21 protein-coding genes are annotated in these 19026 nt (G+C 72.1%); 14 read left to right on the top strand and 7 right to left on the bottom strand.

The window, feature by feature from the left end:
• Positions 1-39: 39 nt before the first annotated feature.
• Positions 40-819 (top strand): potassium channel family protein, encoded by a 780-nt coding sequence (locus tag ABZ659_RS12225; protein WP_360217031.1) that lies wholly within the window; start codon positions 40-42, stop codon positions 817-819.
• Between the two features lie 277 nt (positions 820-1096).
• Here ABZ659_RS12225 and ABZ659_RS12220 read toward each other — a convergent pair whose 3' ends face one another.
• Together ABZ659_RS12220 and ABZ659_RS12215 are read right to left on the bottom strand one after the other, a co-directional pair.
• On the bottom strand, positions 1097-1405 hold the full coding sequence (locus tag ABZ659_RS12220) for a small hydrophobic protein (protein WP_360217487.1): 309 nt from the start codon (positions 1403-1405) through the stop codon (positions 1097-1099).
• 88 nt (positions 1406-1493) lie between these two features.
• On the bottom strand, positions 1494-3089 hold the full coding sequence (locus tag ABZ659_RS12215; RefSeq protein WP_360217028.1) for an MFS transporter: 1596 nt from the start codon (positions 3087-3089) through the stop codon (positions 1494-1496).
• A gap of 103 nt (positions 3090-3192) precedes the next feature.
• Between ABZ659_RS12215 and ABZ659_RS12210 the strand changes: the two genes are divergently transcribed.
• The 3 genes from ABZ659_RS12210 to ABZ659_RS12200 all read left to right on the top strand — a co-directional run bounded on the left by ABZ659_RS12210 (position 3193) and on the right by ABZ659_RS12200 (position 6148).
• Entirely contained in the window at positions 3193-3840 is a 648-nt protein-coding gene (locus ABZ659_RS12210; protein ID WP_360217025.1) for a TetR family transcriptional regulator, read from the top strand.
• Between the two features lie 178 nt (positions 3841-4018).
• Entirely contained in the window at positions 4019-5236 is a 1218-nt protein-coding gene (locus tag ABZ659_RS12205) for an alpha/beta hydrolase (RefSeq protein WP_360217022.1), read from the top strand.
• Between the two features lie 57 nt (positions 5237-5293).
• Positions 5294-6148 (top strand): DUF4429 domain-containing protein, encoded by an 855-nt coding sequence (locus ABZ659_RS12200; RefSeq protein WP_360217019.1) that lies wholly within the window; start codon positions 5294-5296, stop codon positions 6146-6148.
• Positions 6149-6240: 92 nt separating this feature from the next.
• Here ABZ659_RS12200 and ABZ659_RS12195 read toward each other — a convergent pair whose 3' ends face one another.
• Both ABZ659_RS12195 and ABZ659_RS12190 read right to left on the bottom strand, forming a co-directional pair.
• Complete coding sequence (locus ABZ659_RS12195) at positions 6241-7248, bottom strand: aldo/keto reductase (protein WP_360217016.1); 1008 nt, start codon at positions 7246-7248, stop codon at positions 6241-6243.
• Positions 7245-7727, bottom strand: coding sequence for a MerR family transcriptional regulator (locus tag ABZ659_RS12190; RefSeq protein WP_360217013.1), 483 nt, complete (start codon positions 7725-7727; stop codon positions 7245-7247). The genes ABZ659_RS12195 and ABZ659_RS12190 overlap by 4 nt, the downstream gene beginning before the upstream one ends.
• A 100-nt stretch (positions 7728-7827) precedes the next feature.
• Here ABZ659_RS12190 and ABZ659_RS12185 point away from each other — a divergent pair, with 100 nt between their 5' ends.
• On the top strand, positions 7828-8646 hold the full coding sequence (locus tag ABZ659_RS12185; protein WP_360217010.1) for a serine hydrolase domain-containing protein: 819 nt from the start codon (positions 7828-7830) through the stop codon (positions 8644-8646).
• 49 nt (positions 8647-8695) lie between these two features.
• Positions 8696-9826: a DUF5954 family protein gene (locus ABZ659_RS12180; protein ID WP_360217007.1), complete on the top strand. Its 1131-nt coding sequence runs from the start codon at positions 8696-8698 to the stop codon at positions 9824-9826.
• Between the two features lie 5 nt (positions 9827-9831).
• Here ABZ659_RS12180 and ABZ659_RS12175 read toward each other — a convergent pair whose 3' ends face one another.
• Positions 9832-10248, bottom strand: coding sequence for an ATP-binding protein (locus ABZ659_RS12175; RefSeq protein ID WP_360217004.1), 417 nt, complete (start codon positions 10246-10248; stop codon positions 9832-9834).
• 83 nt (positions 10249-10331) lie between these two features.
• On the opposite strand from ABZ659_RS12175, the gene ABZ659_RS12170 reads away from it, so the two are divergent.
• Together ABZ659_RS12170 and ABZ659_RS12165 are read left to right on the top strand one after the other, a co-directional pair.
• A complete protein-coding gene (locus ABZ659_RS12170; protein WP_360217001.1) occupies positions 10332-11156 on the top strand; it encodes a helix-turn-helix transcriptional regulator in 825 nt (274 codons plus the stop codon).
• Positions 11140-11481: a DUF397 domain-containing protein gene (locus ABZ659_RS12165; protein WP_360216998.1), complete on the top strand. Its 342-nt coding sequence runs from the start codon at positions 11140-11142 to the stop codon at positions 11479-11481. Before ABZ659_RS12170 ends, ABZ659_RS12165 begins: the two co-directional genes overlap by 17 nt.
• Here ABZ659_RS12165 and ABZ659_RS12160 read toward each other — a convergent pair.
• Entirely contained in the window at positions 11478-12137 is a 660-nt protein-coding gene (locus tag ABZ659_RS12160; RefSeq protein ID WP_360217484.1) for a pirin family protein, read from the bottom strand. The two genes, ABZ659_RS12165 and ABZ659_RS12160, sit on opposite strands and share 4 nt — an antisense overlap.
• Before the next feature lie 94 nt (positions 12138-12231).
• On the opposite strand from ABZ659_RS12160, the gene ABZ659_RS12155 reads away from it, so the two are divergent.
• The 5 genes from ABZ659_RS12155 to fabF all read left to right on the top strand — a co-directional run bounded on the left by ABZ659_RS12155 (position 12232) and on the right by fabF (position 17176).
• Complete coding sequence (locus ABZ659_RS12155; protein ID WP_360216995.1) at positions 12232-13437, top strand: helix-turn-helix domain-containing protein; 1206 nt, start codon at positions 12232-12234, stop codon at positions 13435-13437.
• Between the two features lie 89 nt (positions 13438-13526).
• Positions 13527-14444 carry an ACP S-malonyltransferase gene (locus ABZ659_RS12150; RefSeq protein WP_360216992.1) on the top strand — a complete coding sequence of 306 codons (918 nt, stop codon included), beginning with the start codon at positions 13527-13529 and terminating at the stop codon, positions 14442-14444.
• A gap of 26 nt (positions 14445-14470) precedes the next feature.
• Complete coding sequence (locus ABZ659_RS12145; protein WP_360216989.1) at positions 14471-15472, top strand: ketoacyl-ACP synthase III; 1002 nt, start codon at positions 14471-14473, stop codon at positions 15470-15472.
• 80 nt (positions 15473-15552) lie between these two features.
• The gene (locus ABZ659_RS12140) at positions 15553-15801 is read left to right on the top strand and encodes an acyl carrier protein (RefSeq protein ID WP_190188172.1); all 249 of its coding nucleotides are present in this window, start codon (positions 15553-15555) and stop codon (positions 15799-15801) included.
• Between the two features lie 100 nt (positions 15802-15901).
• The gene (fabF, locus tag ABZ659_RS12135) at positions 15902-17176 is read left to right on the top strand and encodes a beta-ketoacyl-ACP synthase II (RefSeq protein WP_360216986.1); all 1275 of its coding nucleotides are present in this window, start codon (positions 15902-15904) and stop codon (positions 17174-17176) included.
• Between the two features lie 192 nt (positions 17177-17368).
• Here the strand turns inward: fabF and ABZ659_RS12130 are convergent, their stop codons facing one another.
• The gene (locus ABZ659_RS12130) at positions 17369-17863 is read right to left on the bottom strand and encodes a DUF3145 domain-containing protein (RefSeq protein ID WP_360216982.1); all 495 of its coding nucleotides are present in this window, start codon (positions 17861-17863) and stop codon (positions 17369-17371) included.
• Positions 17864-18126: 263 nt separating this feature from the next.
• Between ABZ659_RS12130 and ABZ659_RS12125 the strand changes: the two genes are divergently transcribed.
• Positions 18127-19023 carry an SGNH/GDSL hydrolase family protein gene (locus ABZ659_RS12125; protein WP_360216979.1) on the top strand — a complete coding sequence of 299 codons (897 nt, stop codon included), beginning with the start codon at positions 18127-18129 and terminating at the stop codon, positions 19021-19023.
• Positions 19024-19026 lie beyond the last annotated feature (3 nt).

Below are 19026 nucleotides of genomic sequence, written 5' to 3'. Positions count from 1 at the left end.
GGTGCGGATCCGTCCGCGCCGCCCCCACCGTTTCCTACGATGGCCCGCATGTCCGACGTCACCGCATCCACCGCCCGGGACCGCTGGGAGCGACGCACGCAGGGGCCGCTGCTGGTCCTCGCCGTCGTCTTCGCCCTCGCCTACGCCTATCCGATCGTCGAGCCGGACGCGCCGGAGGCGATGCTGACCGCCTGCCACGTCGCCAACTGGACGGTGTGGGGTGCGTTCGCCGTCGACTACCTCGCCCGGCTGTGGCTGACGGAGGACCGGCTGCGGTTCGTCCGCGGCAACCCGCTGGCGTTGCTGGCGGTCGTCCTGCCGTTGCTCCAGCCGTTGCGGCTGCTGAAGCTGGTGTCGCTGCTGCTGCTCGCGGGGCAGCGGGCGCGGGTGGCGTCGCAGGTGCGGGTGACGACGTATGTCGCGGGGTCGTGCCTGGGGCTGCTGGTGTTCGGGGCGCTCGCCGTGCTGGAGGTCGAGCGGGGGAAGCCGGGGGCGTCGATCCACACGCTGGGGGACGCGATCTGGTGGGCGTTCACCACGATGACCACCGTGGGGTACGGGGACATGGCGCCGACGACCGGCCTGGGGCGGGTGCTGGCGATCGGGCTGATGCTGTCGGGGATCGCGTTGCTGGGTGTGGTCACCGCGAACATCGCCGCGTGGTTCATCGCCCGGTTCGAGATGGACGACGCGGAGGAGCGGCGGCAGACGGAGGCGATCGTGGCGCTCACGGAGGAGGTGCGGGCGTTGCGGGCGGAGGTGGCCGCGATCGCCTCCGGCGCGGTGCGGGAGCGGCCGACGGAGCTGGACCCTCGGTGACCTGGTGCCCGGCGTCGCCGCTCGCGCGGGGTGGGTCGCCCGCCCGGCACCAACGGGCGTCGCTTCCGCGGATCGGGTGCCACCAACGGGCGCCGCTTCCGCGGATCGGGCGCCGCCCCAGCGGCACGACTGCCCGCAGCCGGGGCGGCACGGGTAGGCGGGCGTGACGGTGCGCGCAGCCGGGGCGGCACGGTTGGGCAGGCGTGACTGAGCCCGCCCAGGGGCGCGGGGAACCGCGCGACCGGCCAGTGACGGCCCGCAGGTCCCCGCGCAGGGGTTAGAAGACCCCCGCCCCCGGGGACGCCGCCCCCGCGAGCCAGATCAGGGCCAGCAGGGTGTCTATCGCGCCCAGGACCACCGCTATCAGGGCCGGGACGTGGCGGGAGCCCGTCCAGGTGCGGCCCATGGCGAGCCACCCGCAGACGATCGCCGCCGGACCGAGGATGATCCCCAGCACGAAGAAGCCAGCGACAGCGCAGATGGCACCGATGATTCCGAGCGTCGCGCGATCCGGCCCGGTCCGTGACCACGTCCGGCCACGCGAGCGGGGGTTCCTGCGCGCGCTCTGTCCGAAGCCCGCCATCATCAACTCCCGGAGTTGGTCGGTGTGTTCGGCCTTCGACACGCGAGTACCCCGCCCGCGCAACTCAACCCCCGTCCCTTGTCAAGGGCGTTCAGACGTGTACCGCTCCTCCGCCCGCCTCCGCGTTCTCCCCGCGCTTGGCCAGGAAGGCCACCAGCACGGCGACCGCCGCGACCCCGGCCGCGGTGAGGGAGGCCAGGCTCATGCCGGAGATGAAGGTGTCGTGGGCGACGTCGGTGATCTGGGCGGCGACCTGCGCGGGGGTTTCGGGGGTCACCGGCGCCGCGCCGACCTGGACCGCCTCCGACGCCTGGTCCATCTGCTCGGGGCTCAGCGGTGGCAGCCCCGCGTCGGCCCAGTTGCCGGGCAGGTCGCTGTCGACCTTGGAGGCCATGATGGCGCCCAGGACGGCCGTACCCAGGCTGCCGCCGATCTGCATGGCGGACTGCTGGAGGCCGCCGGCGACCCCGGACAGCTCCAGCGGGGCGTTGCCGACGATGACCTCGGTGGCGCCGACCATGACGGGGGCGAGGCCGAGGCCCAGCAGGGCGAACCAGAGGGACATCAGGCCGCTGCCGGTGTCGGTCTCCAGGGTGGAGACGCCCCACATGGCGACGGCGGTGCAGGCCATGCCGGTGACCAGCGGGACGCGCGGGCCCACCGCGGTGATCGCGGCCCCGGCGAGCGGCGAGCCGACGATCATCATGCCGGTGAGCGGCAGCAGGTGCAGACCGGCGTCGACGGGGCTCATGCCGTGCACGTTCTGCAGGTAGAACGTGACGAAGAAGAGGCCGCCCATGAAGGCGATGGCCATCAGGACCATCAGGACGACACCGGCCGACAGCGACACCGAGCGGAACAGCGCGAGCGGGATCAGCGGCTCCTTCACCCGGGTCTCCCAGAGGGCGAAGACCACGAACAGGGCGACCGACGCGACGAGGAACAGCCAGGTCCTGCCGTCGCCCCAGCCCCAGGTGGGGGCCTTGATGAGGGCCCAGACCAGGCAGAACATCGCCACGGAGAGCAGCACGATGCCGAGGATGTCGAAGGACCGCGGGGCGTTCTCGGCGCGGTGGTCGAGCAGGATCCACGCCCCGAGCGCGAGGGCGAGGACGCCGACGGGGACGTTGATGAAGAAGACGGACTGCCAGTTGACGTGCTCGACGAGCACGCCGCCGAGGATCGGGCCGCCCGCGGTGGAGGCGCCGATGACCATGCCCCAGATGCCGATGGCCATGTTCAGCTTCTCGGCCGGGAAGGTGGCCCGCAGCAGCCCGAGCGCGGCGGGCATCAGCAGCGCGCCGAACAGGCCCTGGAGGACGCGGAAGGTGACGACCAGCGCGATGCTGCTGGACAGTCCGATGGCGCCGGATGCGGCGGCGAAGCCGACGACGCCGACGAGGAAGGTCTGACGGTGGCCGAAGCGGTCACCGAGCTTGCCCGCGGTGATCAGGCAGACGGCCAGGGCCAGGAAGTAGCCGTTGGTGATCCACTGGACGTCGGCGAAGCTGGCGTCCAGGTCCTTCTGGATGGCCGGGTTGGCGATCGCCACGATGGTGCCGTCCAGGGCGACCATCATGACCCCTACGGCGACGGTGATGAGCGTGAACCAGGGGTGGCCGCGCAGCCCCTTGCCGGGGGTCGCGTCCGACGGCCCCGCCGCGTCGATGGTGGTCTGACTAGTCATGCCGACGAGGCTAATGACAGCCGCTGACAGTTGACAAACGTATTCACAAGTCGGTAACTGACGCGACACTCCCGCTGGACGACCGAACAGGAGAGACGGTTCCTTGAATGGTGAACAGAGCATCGGACTGCGCGAGCGCAAGAAGCGCCGCACCCGGGACGCGCTGGTGCGTGCCGCGCTGGAGCTGTTCACCGAGCAGGGGTACGAGCGCACCACCGTGGACGAGATCGCCGAGGCCGTCGAGGTCTCGCAGCGGACCTTCTTCCGCTACTTCGCGGGCAAGGAGGAGGCCGCCCTGGCGCTCCAGGCGCTGGCGGAGGAGCACTTCGTCGCCGCGGTGCGGGCCAGGCCGCCGCACGAACCGCCCATGGAGGCGCTGCGCCGGGCGATCCTGGAGGGCTGGGACACCATCAGCGACGCCATCGAGGCCGTCGTACCCGTCAAACTGCACCTGCGGATGTGGCGGGTGGTCGAGTCGACGCCGGTGCTGCTCGCCGCCCATCTGCGGCGGGCCATGGAGACCGAGGAGCTGGTCACGCGGGTGATCGCCGAGCGGGAGGGGCTCGACGCGGACACCGACCCGCGGCCCCGGGTGGCGGTGGCCGTCTTCAGCGGGGTGATCCGGGCCACCGAACGGCAGTGGGGCGCGGACGGCGACTTCAGCGTGCCCGCGATCCGGGCGCTGACGGCGCGCTACCTCGACCAGGTCGGCCCGGCACTGGCGGGCGACTGGCGGGCGCCCGGGGCCTGAACACGCCGGGGGAACGGGCGGGATTCCCTGTCGACCCTGTGGACTCCGTCACACCGAATCGTCACTTATCGACCAGAGTTGACCGCATTGCCACCCCAACTCTGGCCCTGGTTCTCAAACGTGATCCCCATCACTTGATTCACGTGAGACCGTCCCGTTCTCCTAGTGTGTCCTCCCAGTGACTTCCTTCGACACCTCCCCGCAACTCGGCGTCTGGCGCGCACTGCTCGCGCTGGCCGTCGTGTTCGTGATGCTGGCGACCTCCGGCTGGACCGCGCTGCGGGGCGAGCGGGAGTCGACGCCGTTCCGGGCTGCGGTCAGCGCCTGGGAACACGGCAGGCTGCACGGACGCCACCTGCCCGACCCGCAGTCCGCCCCCGAACGGCTGGCCCGCTTCTTCGCCGCCCTCTCCGACACGGACCGCGCCCACCTGGCCCACCGCTACCCCCTGGTCGTCGGCAACATGAACGGCGCCCCCGTGGGCCTGCGCTACCGGGCCAACCGCGTCGCCCTCACGCAGGCCCGCACGGTCGAGCGGCGACGGATGCACGACCCCCGGCTCACCCCGGCCGGTCAGTACGAGGCGGGCCGCCGGATGCACCGCCTGGAGTCGCTGCTCACGCCGGGCCGGAACATCCTCGCGTTCAGCCCGGACGGCTCGGGCCGGGTCGCCGAGGTCTTCGGCGACCTCACCAGGGCCGAGCGGGTCTCGGTCGTCGTCCCCGGCGTCGACACCGACCTGCTCACCTTCCAGCGCACCCGGCGCAGGTACAGCGCCCCGGTCGGCATGGCCGAGTCGCTGTACCGGGCCGAGCGCGCGATCGGCCCCGGCACGCCCACGGCCGTGATCGCCTGGGCCGACTACACCGCACCCAGCGGTATCGGCATGGACGCGGCGACCGCGATGCGCGCCGAGCGCGGTGCCGTACGGCTGGACGCGCTGGTGCGTGCGCTGCCCGGCCGGGCGCCGGTCTCGCTGTTCTGCCACAGCTACGGCTCGGTGGTGTGCGGGGTCGCCGCGCACCGGCTGCCGGACCGGGTGACGGACATCGCGGTCGCGGGCAGCCCCGGGATGCGCGCCGAGAAGGCGACGCACCTGCGGACCTCCGCCCGGGTGTGGGCGATGCGGGACGCGGACGACTGGATCCAGGACGTGCCCTACCTGGAACTGGGCGGCCTCGGGCACGGCGCCGACCCGGTGTCCGCGGCGTTCGGCGCGCGGGTGCTGTCGGCGGACGGCGCGCACGGGCACGCCGGGTACTTCGAGCCCGGCACGGAGAGCCTGTGGAACTTCGCCGAGATCGGGGTCGGCGCATACTCGTCGGTGCACTGCGCCGACGATGCCGGGGGGTGCCGGGCGGGTTTGTCCCGTACGGACCCGGTCGGACGCGCGTAGAGACGGAAGAACTGCGGTCCGTGCGGGGAGGGGACGAACGAGCACATGCCGCATACGATGAGCCGCATGGGTGACGTACTGGCCGGATTTCATGCCGCCTGGGAGTTCGGGACCGACTCCGTGCTCATCCGCTACGAGCGGGGGATCCGCACACCGAAGCTGTTCCAGGCGCTCGGGGAACGCCGTGTCCCCCTGGCGGCGTTCGCGGGGGTGACGCTCTCCCCCGGCAAGCGCGGGACCGTCGTACTGCGGGCGGAGCCGAGGCCGGGCGCCGACCCCCTGATGGAGGCGGCGGCGGGGCAGTTGAAGGACGCGCACGACCCGTACCGGCTGGTGCTGCCCGCCGAGCGGGAGTCCCTCGCCGAGCGGTACGCCGACGGGCTGCGGTCGCGGATCGACGACGCCGGTCCCGCCGACCGGCACCTCGTGGCGGCGCCCGAGGCGCCGCTCGCGTTCAAGGCGTACGACGGCAAGGCGTCCTTCGACGGGACGACGGTGCGGTTCCGCTGGTTCTGGACGGGCGCGTCCACCGCCAAGTGGAAGGCCGGGGACCAGAGTTTCGCCGTCACCGAGCTGGGCGGGGTGGAGTGGCGGTCCCCGGACGGCCTCGACGGCCACCTGCGCCTCCTCCCCCGCGACGGCACCCCGACCACCGTCCCCGCCGACCAGGACCCGGCCGCCGTGACCTTCGGCCTCGGCTACGGGCCCGTCCACGAGTCCCTCCCCTTCGCGGCGGCGGTACTGTCCGCCGTACGCGGCAGATCGACGGCGGTCCCGGCGACGGCGGTACCACGCCGGGACCCGGCCGACATAGCCGAGCGGATCCGTCACCTCGGGGAGCTGCACCAGGCCGGTCTGGTGACCGACGAGGAGTTCTCGTCCAAGAAGGCGGAGTTGTTGGCCGAGCTGTAGCAGGGGTTCTTCGGGTGCGGGTGCGTCGTGGCTGGTCGCGCCCGCGCGGCGGAGCCGCGTATCAATACAGCCCCGCGCCCCTGAGAAGCCCGTTACTCGCGCCCCGCCGAAGAGAACCGCATGTCCGCGTAGCGGTCGCCCGCCACCTGGGCCGCGATGCCGTCGAGCTGGGCCAGTTCCTCCTCCGTCAGGACGATGCCGGTCGCCGCCACGTTCTCCTCCACCCGGCTCGGCTTGCGGGTGCCCGGGATCGGGACCAGGGGCAGGCCGTGGACCGCCGACTGCTGGTGGACCCAGGCCAGGGCGATCTGGCCGAGGGACGCGCCGTGCGCCTCGGCCACCGCGCGGACCGGGGCCAGGAGGGCGGCGTTCGCGGCGGCGTTGTCGCCGGTGAACCGGGGCTGGTGGCGGCGGAAGTCGTCCGCGGTGAGGTCGGTCTCCGCGTTGGTGAAGGCACCGGTGAGGAACCCGCGGCCGAGCGGCGAGTACGGCACCACGGTGACGCCCAGCTCCGCGGCGGCCGGGACCACGTTCGCCTCGATGTCCCGGCTGAACAGCGACCACTCCGACTGGAGCGCGGCGATCGGGTGCACGGCGTGCGCCGCCCGCAGCTCGTCGGCGGTGACCTCGCTCAGCCCGAGCTGCTTGACCTTGCCCTCGCGCACCAGGTCGGCCATCGCGCCGACGGTCTCCTCGATCGGCACGTTCACATCGCGCCGGTGCATGTAGTACAGGTCGATCACGTCGACGTCGAGGCGCTTCAGGCTGGCCTCGACCGCCTGGCGGATGTAGGGCGGGTCGTTGCGGATGACCCGCTTCGAGGGGTCGTCCGGCGGGATCGACAGGGCGAACTTGGTCGCGATGACGACCTCGTCGCGGTGCGCCTTGAAGAACGGCGACAGGAAGCGCTCGTTCTCCCCGGCACCGTAGGCGTCGGCCGTGTCGTACAGGGTGACGCCGAGTTCCAGCGCCCGTTCCAGGGTGGCCCGGGAGGCGTCGGCGTCCGCGGGGCCGTAGGCGAAGCTCATGCCCATGCAGCCCAGGCCCTGGGCGCCCACCTCGGGGCCGTCCGTGCCCAGCTTCACCGTCGTGATCGTCATGAGGACCTCTCTGATGCCAGCGCGTGTCCGGCGTCCGCGTAGAAATCGATCTTCCGGTCCAGGACGGCGAGGGTGCCCTGGAGTTCCGCGATCCGGGCCAGCACGTCCTGCCGGGTCTGCTTGAGCAGTTCGAAGCGTTCGGTGTACGTGTGGTCGCCCTCGCGGACGAGTTCGGCGTACCGCACCATGTCGGCGACCGGCATCCCGGTCAGCCGGAGCTTGCCGACGAGGTCGAGCCAGTCGAGGTCGCGGTTGCGGTAGCGCCGCTGCCCGGTGTGCGACCGGTCGATGTGCGGCATCAGCCCGATGCGCTCGTACCAGCGCAGGGTGTGCGCCGACAGACCGGTGAGGGCGACGACCTCGCTGATCGTGTACCTGTCCTGTCCGTCCGGTCGCCGCTCCTGCTGGGGCGGTCCGGCGCAGCTGTCGGTCCTGGTGGCCGTGGCGGTCGCCGCGGCCGTGGTCTCCATCACCGTCATGCCCCCCACGCTATGACCTTGGAGTGCGCTCCAAGCAAGCGGCGGCGGCAGAAAACCGTCGGTGGCGGGGGGCGGGCGCCGGTGTCATAGGCTCGGCCGCATGTCGCTGAAGAGCCTCGCGCTGATCGAGAACTGGCCCGTCCCCACCGCCGCGGCGGGCGTCGTACGGGCCGACGGCACGGTGCTGGGACGGCACGGGCCGGTCGGCCACCCCTTCCCGCTGGCCTCGGTCACCAAGCCGCTGGCGGCGTACGCCGTCCTGGTCGCGTACGAGGAGGGCGCGGTCGAGCTGGACGAACCGGCCGGGCCCGCCGGGGCCACGGTCCGTCACCTCCTCGCCCACACCTCGGGGCTGGCCTTCGACGACGAGCGCGTGATGTTCGGCCCCGGCGAGCGGCGGCTGTACTCCAACACCGGTTTCGAGGCGCTCGGCGACCACGTCGCCAAGGCGACCGAGATCCCGTTCCCCGAGTACCTGCGCCAGGCCGTCCTCGAACCCCTCGGCATGACGTCCACGACCCTCACCGGCTCCCCCGCCAAGGACGCCGTCTCCACCGTCGACGACCTGCTCCGCTTCGCCGCCGAGGTGCAGGCGCCGCGCCTGCTGGACCCGCGCACGGTCGCCGAGGCGATGACCGTCCAGTTCCCCGGCACCAAGGGCGTCCTGCCGGGCTACGGCCACCAGAACCCCAACGACTGGGGCCTCGGCTTCGAGATCCGCGACGGCAAGTCCCCGCACTGGACCGGCGCCACGTCCTCCCCGCGCGCCTTCGGCCACTTCGGCCAGTCCGGCACGTTCCTGTGGCTCGACCCCGACGCGGGCCTGGCCTGCGTCGCCCTGACGGACCGGGCGTTCGGGGAGTGGGCGATCGCGGCGTGGCCGGAGTTCACGGACGCGGTGCTCGCGGAGGCGGTGTGATTCCCCCGTTCCCCGGCGAAACCGCCCCCGGTTCGGGCACGCTCTGTGCATGGCCGGTTACGAAGACAGGGTGCCCGGATATCTGACGTTCCGGGTCGCCCCTCAGGAAGGGCCCATCGCGGCGTTCGCCGAGCAGGAGGCGTGGCAGGCGCGGGAGCGCTATCCCGAGTTGAGAGGGCTGGGGCTCGCGGAGTTCTTCTACGCGCGGGAACTCGACACCGGTGGCTGGGAGTTGTCCGAGTACGGTAGCGACACCCCGCAGGGCTCCCGGGACTCCCTCGGCTCGCACTTCAGGTTGCGCGCCCAGAAGGCCGAGGCCGACGGTGACGTGGAGGCCCACGCGACTTGGATGGCCGCCGCCGAGCGCATGGACGCGGAAGTGGTCAACGACGTGCGCGTCCGCGGCGAGCGGTTCCGCGTCCTGCGGGCCTCGCGGTTCGTCCGCGTCGGACGCAGCGGGCCCGAGCCGCCCCGCCCCTCCGACCCCGACCCCGGAGAGGCCGGGGACGGCTACCGGGAGCGGTCGCGCACCAAGGGCTTCGTCGTCGACCCCTATACGAGCGCGGGGTTGTCCGAGAGCCTCCTGAAGTACGACCTCCTCCAGCTCGTCGGGGCTCCCGAGAGCGCGCCCCCCGCCGTCCTGGCCGACGCGCGCCACGCCGCCCACGCCTGTCCGGGCGGTGTGCTGCTGCCCGCCGTCTTCATGGTCTCCGAACGGCGGGACGGGGAGTGGCAGTCGCACGACCCCGGCACCGCCAACGCCACCCCGCAGGGCGCCCGCGACAGCCTCGCCGGGTGGCTGCGGGTCATGGCGCCGTTCACCCTGCGACTCCCCGACGACAAACGGGCCGAGTACGCCCGCGCCGCCGACATCCTGGACGAGAAGCGCGGCAACAGCCTCACCGTCGACGGGATCCGGTACCGGATCACCCGCGTCGAGCGGCTGATCCGCATCGGTCCCGACGGTCCCGAAGGCCCCCGGCCCAGCGACTACGACCCCGAACCCCCGGTGCTGGTCCAGAAACGGCAGCTCCAGGAGCAGGGACTCTGGACCGAGGACGACGAGGACACCCCGATCGAACTCGACGAACGCTCCCTCGAACTCAAGGCCCTGTGGGACCAGGAGGAGGCCCGGCGCCTCGCCGTCAAGGCGCGCAAGGAGAAGAAGCGGCGCGGCTGAGCCGACTACTTGGCCCGGCATTCGAACCACACCGTCTTGCCGTCCCCGGTGGGGCGCACCGTCACGCCCCACCGGTCGGTCACCGCGTCCACCAGCAGCAGGCCACGCCCGTTGTCGGCGAGCGCGTCCCCACCGCCCCTGACCGGCAGCCGCGGACAGCTGTCGGACACCTCCACCCGCACGGCGGCGGGCAGCAGCAGGAAGCAGATACGGCACCGGCGCCCCGGCACATGCCGTACGACGTTCGCCACCAGCTCCGTCAGCGCCAGCTCGGCCGCGTCCGCCACGTCGAGCAGACCCGCGCCCGTCAGGTACAGCCGCAGGATGCGGCGCAGGTGCCGTGCCGAGTGCTCGCCCAACGCGAACTCGGCGCGGTACTTCGACTGAAAGTCCGTCGCCTGCGGACCAATTGCCTGATTCACATCACCATCCTGCGACGCACCGCATACGCTCGACTACGCAACGAAACGAACGCTGCGAGGCGTTGCAGGCCGGAGGTGCACACGTGGCCCACATCCAGACGCTCGACCCCACCGCGTCCCCGCTCCACTACTACGGCGGCGAACTGCGCCGCCTGCGGGAGGCGGCCGACCTGAGACAGGGTCGGCTCGGCGACATCATCTTCTGCACGGGTTCGCTGGTGGGCCAGATCGAGACCGCGAAGAAGGTCCCGACGCGGGACTTCTCCGAGCGGGTGGACGCGGCACTGGGTACGGACGGGGTGTTCTCGCGGCTGGTGGGGCTCGTGCTGCGCAGCCAACTCCCGACGTGGTTCCAGCCGTACGCGGATATGGAGGCGCGCGCCACGTACATCTCCGCGTACCAGGCGCAGGTGGTGTACGGCTTGTTGCAGACGGAGGCTTACGCCCGGGCGCTGCTCGGCGTCGATCATCCCGACAGGGTCGACGAGATGGTGGCGGCCCGGCTGGACCGGCAGCGCATCCTGGGGCGCGAGCAGCCACCGGTTCTGTGGGTGGTCATGAGCGAGGCCGCACTGCTCCAGTGCGTCGGTGGCCGTGACGTCATGCGCGGGCAACTGGCCCGCCTGTTGGAGTTCCATGACGACCCGTGGGTGCAGATCCAGGTGGTTCCGTTCTCGGTCGGGCAGCACACGGGAATGATGGGTTCCTTCAACCTCCTCAGGTTCGACGACGACCCGGACCTGTTCTACGTGGAGAGCTACGACCAGGGCCATATGACTGCCAACCCGCAAGTGATCAGGGAGCGTTCGGTCGGTTACGCTCGTCTGCAAGCCACGGCCCTCTCCCCCGAGGACTCGGCGGCACTGATCGCTCGTGTGATGGAGGAACGCTATGGGGACCAGCCATGACCTGACCACAGCGCCGTGGCGAAAGTCGTCCTACAGCGGCACCAGCGGCGGCGACTGCGTCGAGTGCACCGTCACCGATGGCGCCGTGTGGCGTAAGTCCTCGCACAGCGGTAGCACCGGCGGCGACTGCGTCGAGTGCACCGTCACTGGCGGCGCCGCGTGGCATAAGTCCTCGCACAGCGGAAACACCGGCGGCGAGTGCGTAGAAGCCGCCCCCGGATGCCCCACCGGTACCGTCCCCGTCCGGGACAGCAAGAACCCCTCTGGTCCCATCCTCACCGTCGGTGGAACCGCCTGGCAGACATTCGTCGACGGGCTGCGTTAGTCCTCCGTCATTTCCCAGAGGAGCAGCTCCGTGCCGGGGAACAGGCCCACCGCCTCCACCCCTTTCTCGTCCGTGAGCCGCATCGCGTCTCCCGGGCGCAGGTGCTCCTCCCCCAGCCGTACCTCGCCCCGTACGACATGGACGTACCCGTACCGCGCGTCCGGGACCGCCGTCCGCTCCCCCTCCCCCAGGCGCCGTACGTGCAGCATCGCGCCCGCCTCGGGGAGGGCGTACGGCGTGGAGTCGGCGATGCCGCGGACGATCTCGTAGAAGGGGTCGCCGCCGGGAGACCGGGGGGCCAGCCACATCTGGAGGAAGACCAGGGGGGTCGGGCCGTCGTTGCGTTCCACGTGGCGGACGCCCGACGCGGCGCTCAGGCGCTGGACGTCGCCGGGGCGGACCACCGTCTCCCGGCCCGTCGAGTCGCGGTGGGTCAGCTCGCCCTCGACCACCCACGTCACGATCTCCGTGTGGCTGTGCGGGTGCTCGGTGAAGCCCGCGCCGGGGGCGAGGTGCTCCTCGTTGCAGGCGACCAGGGGGCCGAAGCGGAGGTTGTCGGGGTCGTAGTGCGGGCCGAAGGAGAAGGCGTGGCGGGTGGCGATGCCCGCGTGCGGGTCGCCGCCTGGGTAGCGCTCGTCCGCGCGCCGTACGTCCATCACGGGGTCCACCGTAGCCCCGCTCCCGTCCCCCGCCCGTGCGCACTGTGACCCGCCGGCGCATGTCCGGCGCCGGATAAGGCAGTCTTGTCCCGTGCCCGAACCCGAAACCCGCGCCGCCGACGCCTCCCCGCCCGCCGTCCACGCCCACGCCGCGACCCTGCGGCGGCTGGAGAAGTCCTCCGGCTCGCTCGCCGCGCAGGCGATCGCGCGGATGGACGAGACGCTGCCGTGGTACCGGGCGATGCCCCCGGAGAACCGTTCCTGGATCGGGCTGGTCGCCCAGGCCGGTATCGCCGCGTTCACGGAGTGGTTCCGGCGCCCGGACGCCCCGCAGGCGATCTCCACGGACGTGTTCGGGACCGCGCCGCGTGAGCTGACGCGGGCGATCACGCTGCGGCAGACCGTGGAGATGGTGCGGACGACGATCGAGGTCATGGAGACCGCGATCGACGAGGTCGCGGCGCCCGGCGACGAGAGCGTGCTGCGGGAGGCGCTCCTCGTGTACGCGCGGGAGATCGCCTTCGCGACCGCGCAGGTGTACGCGCAGGCGGCCGAGGCACGCGGTGCCTGGGACGCCCGGCTTGAGTCGCTCGTCGTGAACGCCGTGCTGAGCGGGGAGGCCGACGAGGGGGCCGTGAGCCGGGCCGCCGCGCTGGGGTGGAACTCGCCGGAGCACGTGTGCGTCGTCCTCGGGACCGCGCCGGACGGGGACAGCGAGCTGACCGTGGAGGCCATTCGGCGCGCGGCCCGGCACGCGAAGCTCCAGGTGCTCACCGGGGTGCTCGGGAACCGGCTGGTGGTGATCGCGGGGGGCAGTGACAACCCGCTGGCCGTCGCGAAGTCGCTGATCGGGCCCTATGCCGCCGGGCCCGTCGTCGCCGGGCCCGTGGTGCCCGACCTGCTGGCCGCGACCCGGTCCGCGCAGGCCGCCGCGGCGGGGCTGAAGGCGTGCTTCGCCTGGCAGGACGCCCCGCGCCCGGTCCTCGCTGACGATCTGCTTCCGGAGCGCGCCATAGCCGGGGACCCCGGCGCGCGCGAGCAGTTGGTGGAGGAGATCTACAGACCGCTGGAGGTCGCGGGGTCCGCGTTGCTGGAGACGCTGAGCGTGTATCTGGAGCAGGCGAGCAGTCTGGAAGGCGCCGCGCGGATGCTCTTCGTCCATCCCAACACCGTGCGCTACCGGCTGCGACGTGTGACTGACGTCACCGGTTGGTCGCCGTCCGATGTACGCTCCGCCTTCACGCTGCGGATCGCGCTCATCCTGGGACGTCTCGCCGACGGGGACCCCCAGTCCTAGCGTTTTGTCGGGGGTCCACAAAACCCCCTGCCGTTCTTCGTCCTTGTCCCCACGGGCGGCTTGGGCCGTCCACAAGAGAGAGTGTGAGAGTGCTCGTACTCGTCGCTCCCGGCCAGGGCGCCCAGACGCCCGGCTTCCTGACCCCCTGGCTCGAACTGCCCGGCGCCGCCGACCGTGTGGCCGCCTGGTCCGACGCCGTCGGCCTGGACCTCGCCCACTACGGCACCCAGGCCGACGCCGACGCGATCCGTGACACCGCCGTGGCGCAGCCGCTGCTGGTCGCCGCCGGGCTGCTCTCCGCCATGGCACTCGGTGACAGCGCGTCCACGCCGGACGCCGTCGCCGGGCACAGCGTGGGCGAGATCACCGCCGCCGTGCTCGCCGGGGTCCTCGACGACACCGCCGCCCTGACCCTCGTACGCAGGCGCGGTCTGGCGATGGCCGAGGCCGCCGCGGTCACCGAGACCGGGATGTCGGCGCTGCTCGGCGGCGACCCCGAGGTCAGCGTGGCGCACCTGGAGAAGCTGGGGCTGACCCCGGCGAACATGAACGGCGCCGGTCAGATCGTCGCCGCGGGCACGCTGGAGCAGCTCGCCGCGCTGGCCGAGGACAAGCCGGAGGGGGTGCGCAAGGTGATGCCGCTGAAGGTCGCGGGCGCCTTCCACACCCCCCACATGGCCCCCGCCGTGGAGAAGCTGGAGGCGGCCGCCGAGGCGCTGACGCCCGCCGACCCGAAGGTCACCTACGTGTCCAACAAGGACGGCGCGGCGGTCGCCACCGGCGCCGAGGTCCTCCAGCGGCTGGTCGGGCAGGTCGCCAACCCGGTCCGCTGGGACCTGTGCATGGAGACGTTCAAGGAGCTGGGCGTCACCGCGCTCGTCGAGGTGTGCCCGGGCGGTACCCTCACCGGTCTCGCCAAGCGCGCGCTGCCCGGTGTGGCGACGCTCGCCCTGAAGACCCCCGACGACCTCGACGCGGCCCGCCAGCTCGTCGCCGAGCACGTCTGAAGACGCCCAAAGGAGCCGACCGGAACATGGCCAGAATCAAGCCCAGCAAGGGCGCCCCGTACGCGCGCATCCTCGGTGTGGGCGGCTACCGGCCCACCCGCGTCGTGCCGAACGAGGTGATCCTGGAGACCATCGACTCGTCCGACGAGTGGATCCGTTCGCGCTCCGGCATCGAGACCCGGCACTGGGCGGGCGCCGAGGAGACCGTCGCCGCGATGTCGGTGGAGGCCTCCGGCAAGGCCATCGCGGACGCCGGGATCGACGCCGCGCAGATCGGCGCGGTGGTCGTGTCCACGGTCAGCCACTTCAAGCAGACCCCGGCCATCGCCACCGAGATCGCCGACAAGCTCGGCACAGCGAAGGCCGCCGCCTTCGACATCTCCGCGGGCTGCGCGGGCTTCGGCTACGGCCTGACCCTCGCCAAGGGCATGATCGTCGAGGGTTCCGCCGAGTACGTGCTGGTCATCGGCGTGGAGCGGCTGAGCGACCTGACCGACCTGGAGGACCGCGCGACGGCCTTCCTGTTCGGTGACGGCGCCGGCGCGGTCGTCGTCGGCCCGTCGAAGGAGCCCGCGATCGGTCCCACGGTGTGGGGCTCGGAGGGCGACAAGGCGGAGACCATCAAGCAGACCGTGCCGTGGTCGGACTACCGGGACGGCGAGGTCGAGAAGTTCCCGGCGATCACCCAGGAAGGCCAGGCGGTGTTCCGCTGGGCCGTGTTCGAGATGGCGAAGGTCGCCCAGCAGGCGCTGGACGCGGCCGGGATCAGCGCGGACGAACTGGACGTCTTCATCCCGCACCAGGCCAACGAGCGGATCATCGACTCGATGGTGAAGACCCTGAAGCTCCCGGAGACCGTCACGGTCGCCCGGGACGTACGCACCACCGGCAACACCTCGGCCGCCTCGATCCCGCTCGCGATGGAGCGGCTCCTGGCGACCGGCGAGGCGAAGAGCGGCGACACCGCGCTCGTCATCGGCTTCGGGGCGGGTCTCGTCTACGCCGCGTCGGTCGTTACCCTCCCCTAGGCACTCCGTGCCGGATGATCCGTCCGGTACGGGAGCGAACCACAGCATCCCTCTACGGAAAACAACGAAGGAGCGCCAACATGGCCGCCACTCAGGAAGAGATCGTCGCCGGTCTCGCGGAGATCGTGAACGAGATCGCCGGCATCCCGGTTGAGGACGTCCAGCTGGACAAGTCCTTCACCGACGACCTGGACGTCGACTCGCTGTCCATGGTCGAGGTCGTCGTCGCCGCCGAAGAGCGTTTCGACGTCAAGATCCCGGACGACGACGTCAAGAACCTCAAGACCGTCGGCGACGCGACCGAATACATCCTCAAGCACCAGGGCTGATCAGATCCTGGGCTGACTGCCCCGCCACCCGGCGGTGGCGCCGTCATCCCCGCCTCGCGCGGGGGTTGTCCTCCTCGTAACCGTTGGAGAAAGAATTCCCGTGAGCCCGACCAATCGCACCGTGGTCGTCACCGGTATCGGCGCAACCACACCGCTGGGTGGCGACGCAGCCTCGACCTGGGAGGGGCTGGTGGCCGGACGTTCCGGCGTCAAGCCCCTGGAGCAGGAGTGGGCGGCCGACCAGGCCGTCCGCATCGCGGCCTTGATCGCCGTCGAGCCCTCCGAGGTCCTGCCCCGGCCGCAGGCCCGCCGACTCGACCGCTCGGCGCAGTTCGCGCTGATCGCGGCGCAGGAGGCGTGGGCCGACGCCGGTTTCACCGCCAAGGCCGGTGAGGGGTCGTCCGAGGTCGACCCGGACCGCCTCGGCACGGTCATCGCCTCCGGCATCGGCGGTGTGACCACCCTGCTCGACCAGTACGACGTGCTGAAGGAGAAGGGCGTACGCCGCGTCTCCCCGCACACCGTCCCCATGCTGATGCCGAACGGCCCGTCCGCCAACGTGGGCCTGGCCGTGGGCGCCCGCGCGGGCGTGCACACCCCGGTCTCCGCCTGCGCCTCCGGCGCCGAGGCCATCGGCTACGCCGTCGAGATGATCCGCACCGGGCGCGCCGACGTCGTCGTCGCCGGTGGCACGGAGGCGGCGATCCACCCGCTGCCCATCGCCGCGTTCGGCAACATGATGGCGATGTCCAAGAACAACGACGACCCGCAGGGCGCGTCGCGCCCCTACGACACCGCGCGGGACGGCTTCGTCCTCGGTGAGGGCGCGGGCGTCGTCGTCCTGGAGTCCGCCGAGCACGCCGCCAAGCGCGGCGCCCGCGTCTACGCGGAGGCGGTCGGCCAGGGCATCTCCGCCGACGGCCACGACATCGTGCAGCCGGAGCCGGAGGGGCGGGGCATCGCCCACGCCCTGCACAACCTGCTGGACCGCACCGACCTGCTGCCGTCGGAGATCGTGCACGTGAACGCGCACGCGACGTCGACGCCCGCCGGTGACATCGCCGAGCTGAAGGCGCTGCGGAAGGTGTTCGGCGACGACGCCGACCACATCGCGGTGTCCGCGACGAAGTCGATGACGGGGCATCTGCTGGGCGGCGCGGGCGGGGTCGAGACCGTCGCGACCGTACTCGCGCTGTACCACCGGGTGGCGCCGCCGACCATCAACGTCGAGAACCTCGACCCGGAGGCGGAGGCCAACGCGGACGTGGTGCGGGGCGAGGCTCGGAAGCTGCCCGTGGAGGGCCGGATCGCGGCCCTGAACGACTCGTTCGGGTTCGGTGGGCACAACGTGGTGCTGGCGTTCCGGTCGGTGTGAGACTGGCGTCTCGTCAGCTGTTGATGGCCCGGGCCCCTTCGGGGGTCCGGGCCATCGCCGTTGGGGTGGGTGTGGTGTGCCGGGTGCGGGTGGTGTGTGGCTGGTCGCGCAGTGCCCCGCGCCCCTAGAAGCAGGGCACTTCCCTACCGCCCCTCGAAAAAGCGGGGCACTCCCCCACGCCCCCCGAAAGCCTCACACCACCTGGTGGAGCCATCTCACCGGGGCGCCCTCTCCCGCGTAGCGGAAGGGTTCCAGTTCGTCGTCCCAGGGCTTGCCCAGGAGCTTGGCGATCTCGGCCTCCAGGACGGTCTCGCCGCGTTGGGCGCGGAGCAGGGCGGCGCGGAGGCGGTCCTCGGGGATGAGGATGTCGCCGTGGATGCCGGTGACGGCGTGGAAGATGCCCAGGTCGGGGGTGCAGCTGTAGCGCTCGCCCTCGGCGGTGGGGCAGGGCTCGGCGGTGACCTCGAAGCGCAGCAGGTGCCAGCCGCGCAGCGCGGAGGCGAGCTTGGAGGCGGTGCCCGGCTGGCCCTGCCAGGAGAACTCCGAGCGCCAGGTGCCGGGCGCGGCGGGCTGCCGGATCCAGTCGAGGTTGACGCGCGTGCCCAGCACCCCGGCGACGGCCCACTCGACGTGCGGGCACAGCGCGCGCGGAGCGGAGTGCACGTACAGAACTCCACGTGTCGTCACCGGGACCTCCGAGCAGAGCGGGACGTGAGCGGGCGGGTGGGCGGTGGTGGCGGCGGGGCCGCACTGATGGCGAGGCTACCGTGCGGGGGCGCGCGGAGTGTGACGTACCGTCGGTCCCGGTGCGCCCGACGCCGCCCTTTCACCCGGCAGGACGCTTGTGCGGGGGTGTCGCGGGGGCACGCGCGCGGTCGGGAACTCCCGCGCGTTGGTATGGGTGGGGGCGAGTGAGGCGGCGGCGCGTCGAGCGAGGGGATCTTCTGGAGATGCGGAGTGGCGGTCACCGCGCGGGAGGTGTGCTCGCGGCGCTGGTCGCGGGCGCGCTGGCGCTGACGGGGTGTGACGCGGTCGGCGGCGACGCGGCGGACCCCACGGCGAGCAGCGCCCGGCCGTCGCCGAAGCCGACGCCGGAGTGGGACCGCAGCCCGGAGTCGCTCGTGGCGGTCGGTGACTCCATCACCCGGGGTTTCGACGCCTGCGGGGTGCTGTCGGACTGTCCCGAGGTGTCCTGGGCGACCGGGGACAGCGCGGAGGTGAACAGCCTGGCGGTGCGGCTGCTGGGGCGGTCGGGGGCGGCCGAGCGGAGCTGGAACTACGCGGTGTCCGGGGCCCGGATGGCGGACCTGCCCGGCCAGATGGCCCGCGCGGCGGCGCGGCGCCCGGAGTTGGTGACGGTGATGACGGGCGCGAACGACGCGTGCCGGGCGACGACGTCGCGGATGACGCCGGTGGCGGAGTTCCGTGCCGACTTCGAGGACGCCCTGCGCACGCTGCGCCGGTCCGCGCCGAAGGCGCAGGTGTACGTGGCGAGCGTGCCGAACCTGATGCGGCTGTGGTCGGAGGGCCGCGGCAACCCGCTGGGCCGGCAGGTGTGGAAGCTGGGCATCTGCCCCTCGATGCTGGACGACGCGGACGCCCTGGACTCGGCGGCCACCCTGCGCCGGGAGACGGTGCTGAGGCGCGTGGAGGACTACAACACGGTGCTGGAGGAGGTGTGCGCCGCGGACCGGCACTGCCGCTCCGACGGGGGCGCGGTGTACGACTTCCGGTTCGGTACGGACCAGTTGAGCCACTGGGACTGGTTCCACCCCAGCAAGGACGGCCAGGCGCGGCTCGCGGAGATCGCGTACCGCACCGTCACGGCCCGACAGTCGCCGTCCTAGCCA

The sequence above is a fragment of the Streptomyces sp. NPDC006997 genome (assembly GCF_040635175.1).
Taxonomy (GTDB): domain Bacteria; phylum Actinomycetota; class Actinomycetes; order Streptomycetales; family Streptomycetaceae; genus Streptomyces.
Note: the sequence above shows the minus strand (reverse complement) of the source record. Positions and strands in the feature narration are given on the sequence as shown.

Coding starts and splice junctions, on each gene's coding strand:
- ABZ659_RS12225 (WP_360217031.1), top strand. CDS start 40: ATGGCCCGCATGTCCGACGTCACCGCATCCACCGCCCGGGACCGCTGG.
- ABZ659_RS12220 (WP_360217487.1), bottom strand. CDS start 1,405: ATGATGGCGGGCTTCGGACAGAGCGCGCGCAGGAACCCCCGCTCGCGT.
- ABZ659_RS12215 (WP_360217028.1), bottom strand. CDS start 3,089: ATGACTAGTCAGACCACCATCGACGCGGCGGGGCCGTCGGACGCGACC.
- ABZ659_RS12200 (WP_360217019.1), top strand. CDS start 5,294: ATGAGCCGCATGGGTGACGTACTGGCCGGATTTCATGCCGCCTGGGAG.
- ABZ659_RS12195 (WP_360217016.1), bottom strand. CDS start 7,248: ATGACGATCACGACGGTGAAGCTGGGCACGGACGGCCCCGAGGTGGGC.
- ABZ659_RS12190 (WP_360217013.1), bottom strand. CDS start 7,727: ATGACGGTGATGGAGACCACGGCCGCGGCGACCGCCACGGCCACCAGG.
- ABZ659_RS12185 (WP_360217010.1), top strand. CDS start 7,828: ATGTCGCTGAAGAGCCTCGCGCTGATCGAGAACTGGCCCGTCCCCACC.
- ABZ659_RS12180 (WP_360217007.1), top strand. CDS start 8,696: ATGGCCGGTTACGAAGACAGGGTGCCCGGATATCTGACGTTCCGGGTC.
- ABZ659_RS12165 (WP_360216998.1), top strand. CDS start 11,140: ATGGGGACCAGCCATGACCTGACCACAGCGCCGTGGCGAAAGTCGTCC.
- ABZ659_RS12160 (WP_360217484.1), bottom strand. CDS start 12,137: ATGGACGTACGGCGCGCGGACGAGCGCTACCCAGGCGGCGACCCGCAC.
- ABZ659_RS12145 (WP_360216989.1), top strand. CDS start 14,471: ATGGCCAGAATCAAGCCCAGCAAGGGCGCCCCGTACGCGCGCATCCTC.
- ABZ659_RS12140 (WP_190188172.1), top strand. CDS start 15,553: ATGGCCGCCACTCAGGAAGAGATCGTCGCCGGTCTCGCGGAGATCGTG.
- ABZ659_RS12125 (WP_360216979.1), top strand. CDS start 18,127: ATGCGGAGTGGCGGTCACCGCGCGGGAGGTGTGCTCGCGGCGCTGGTC.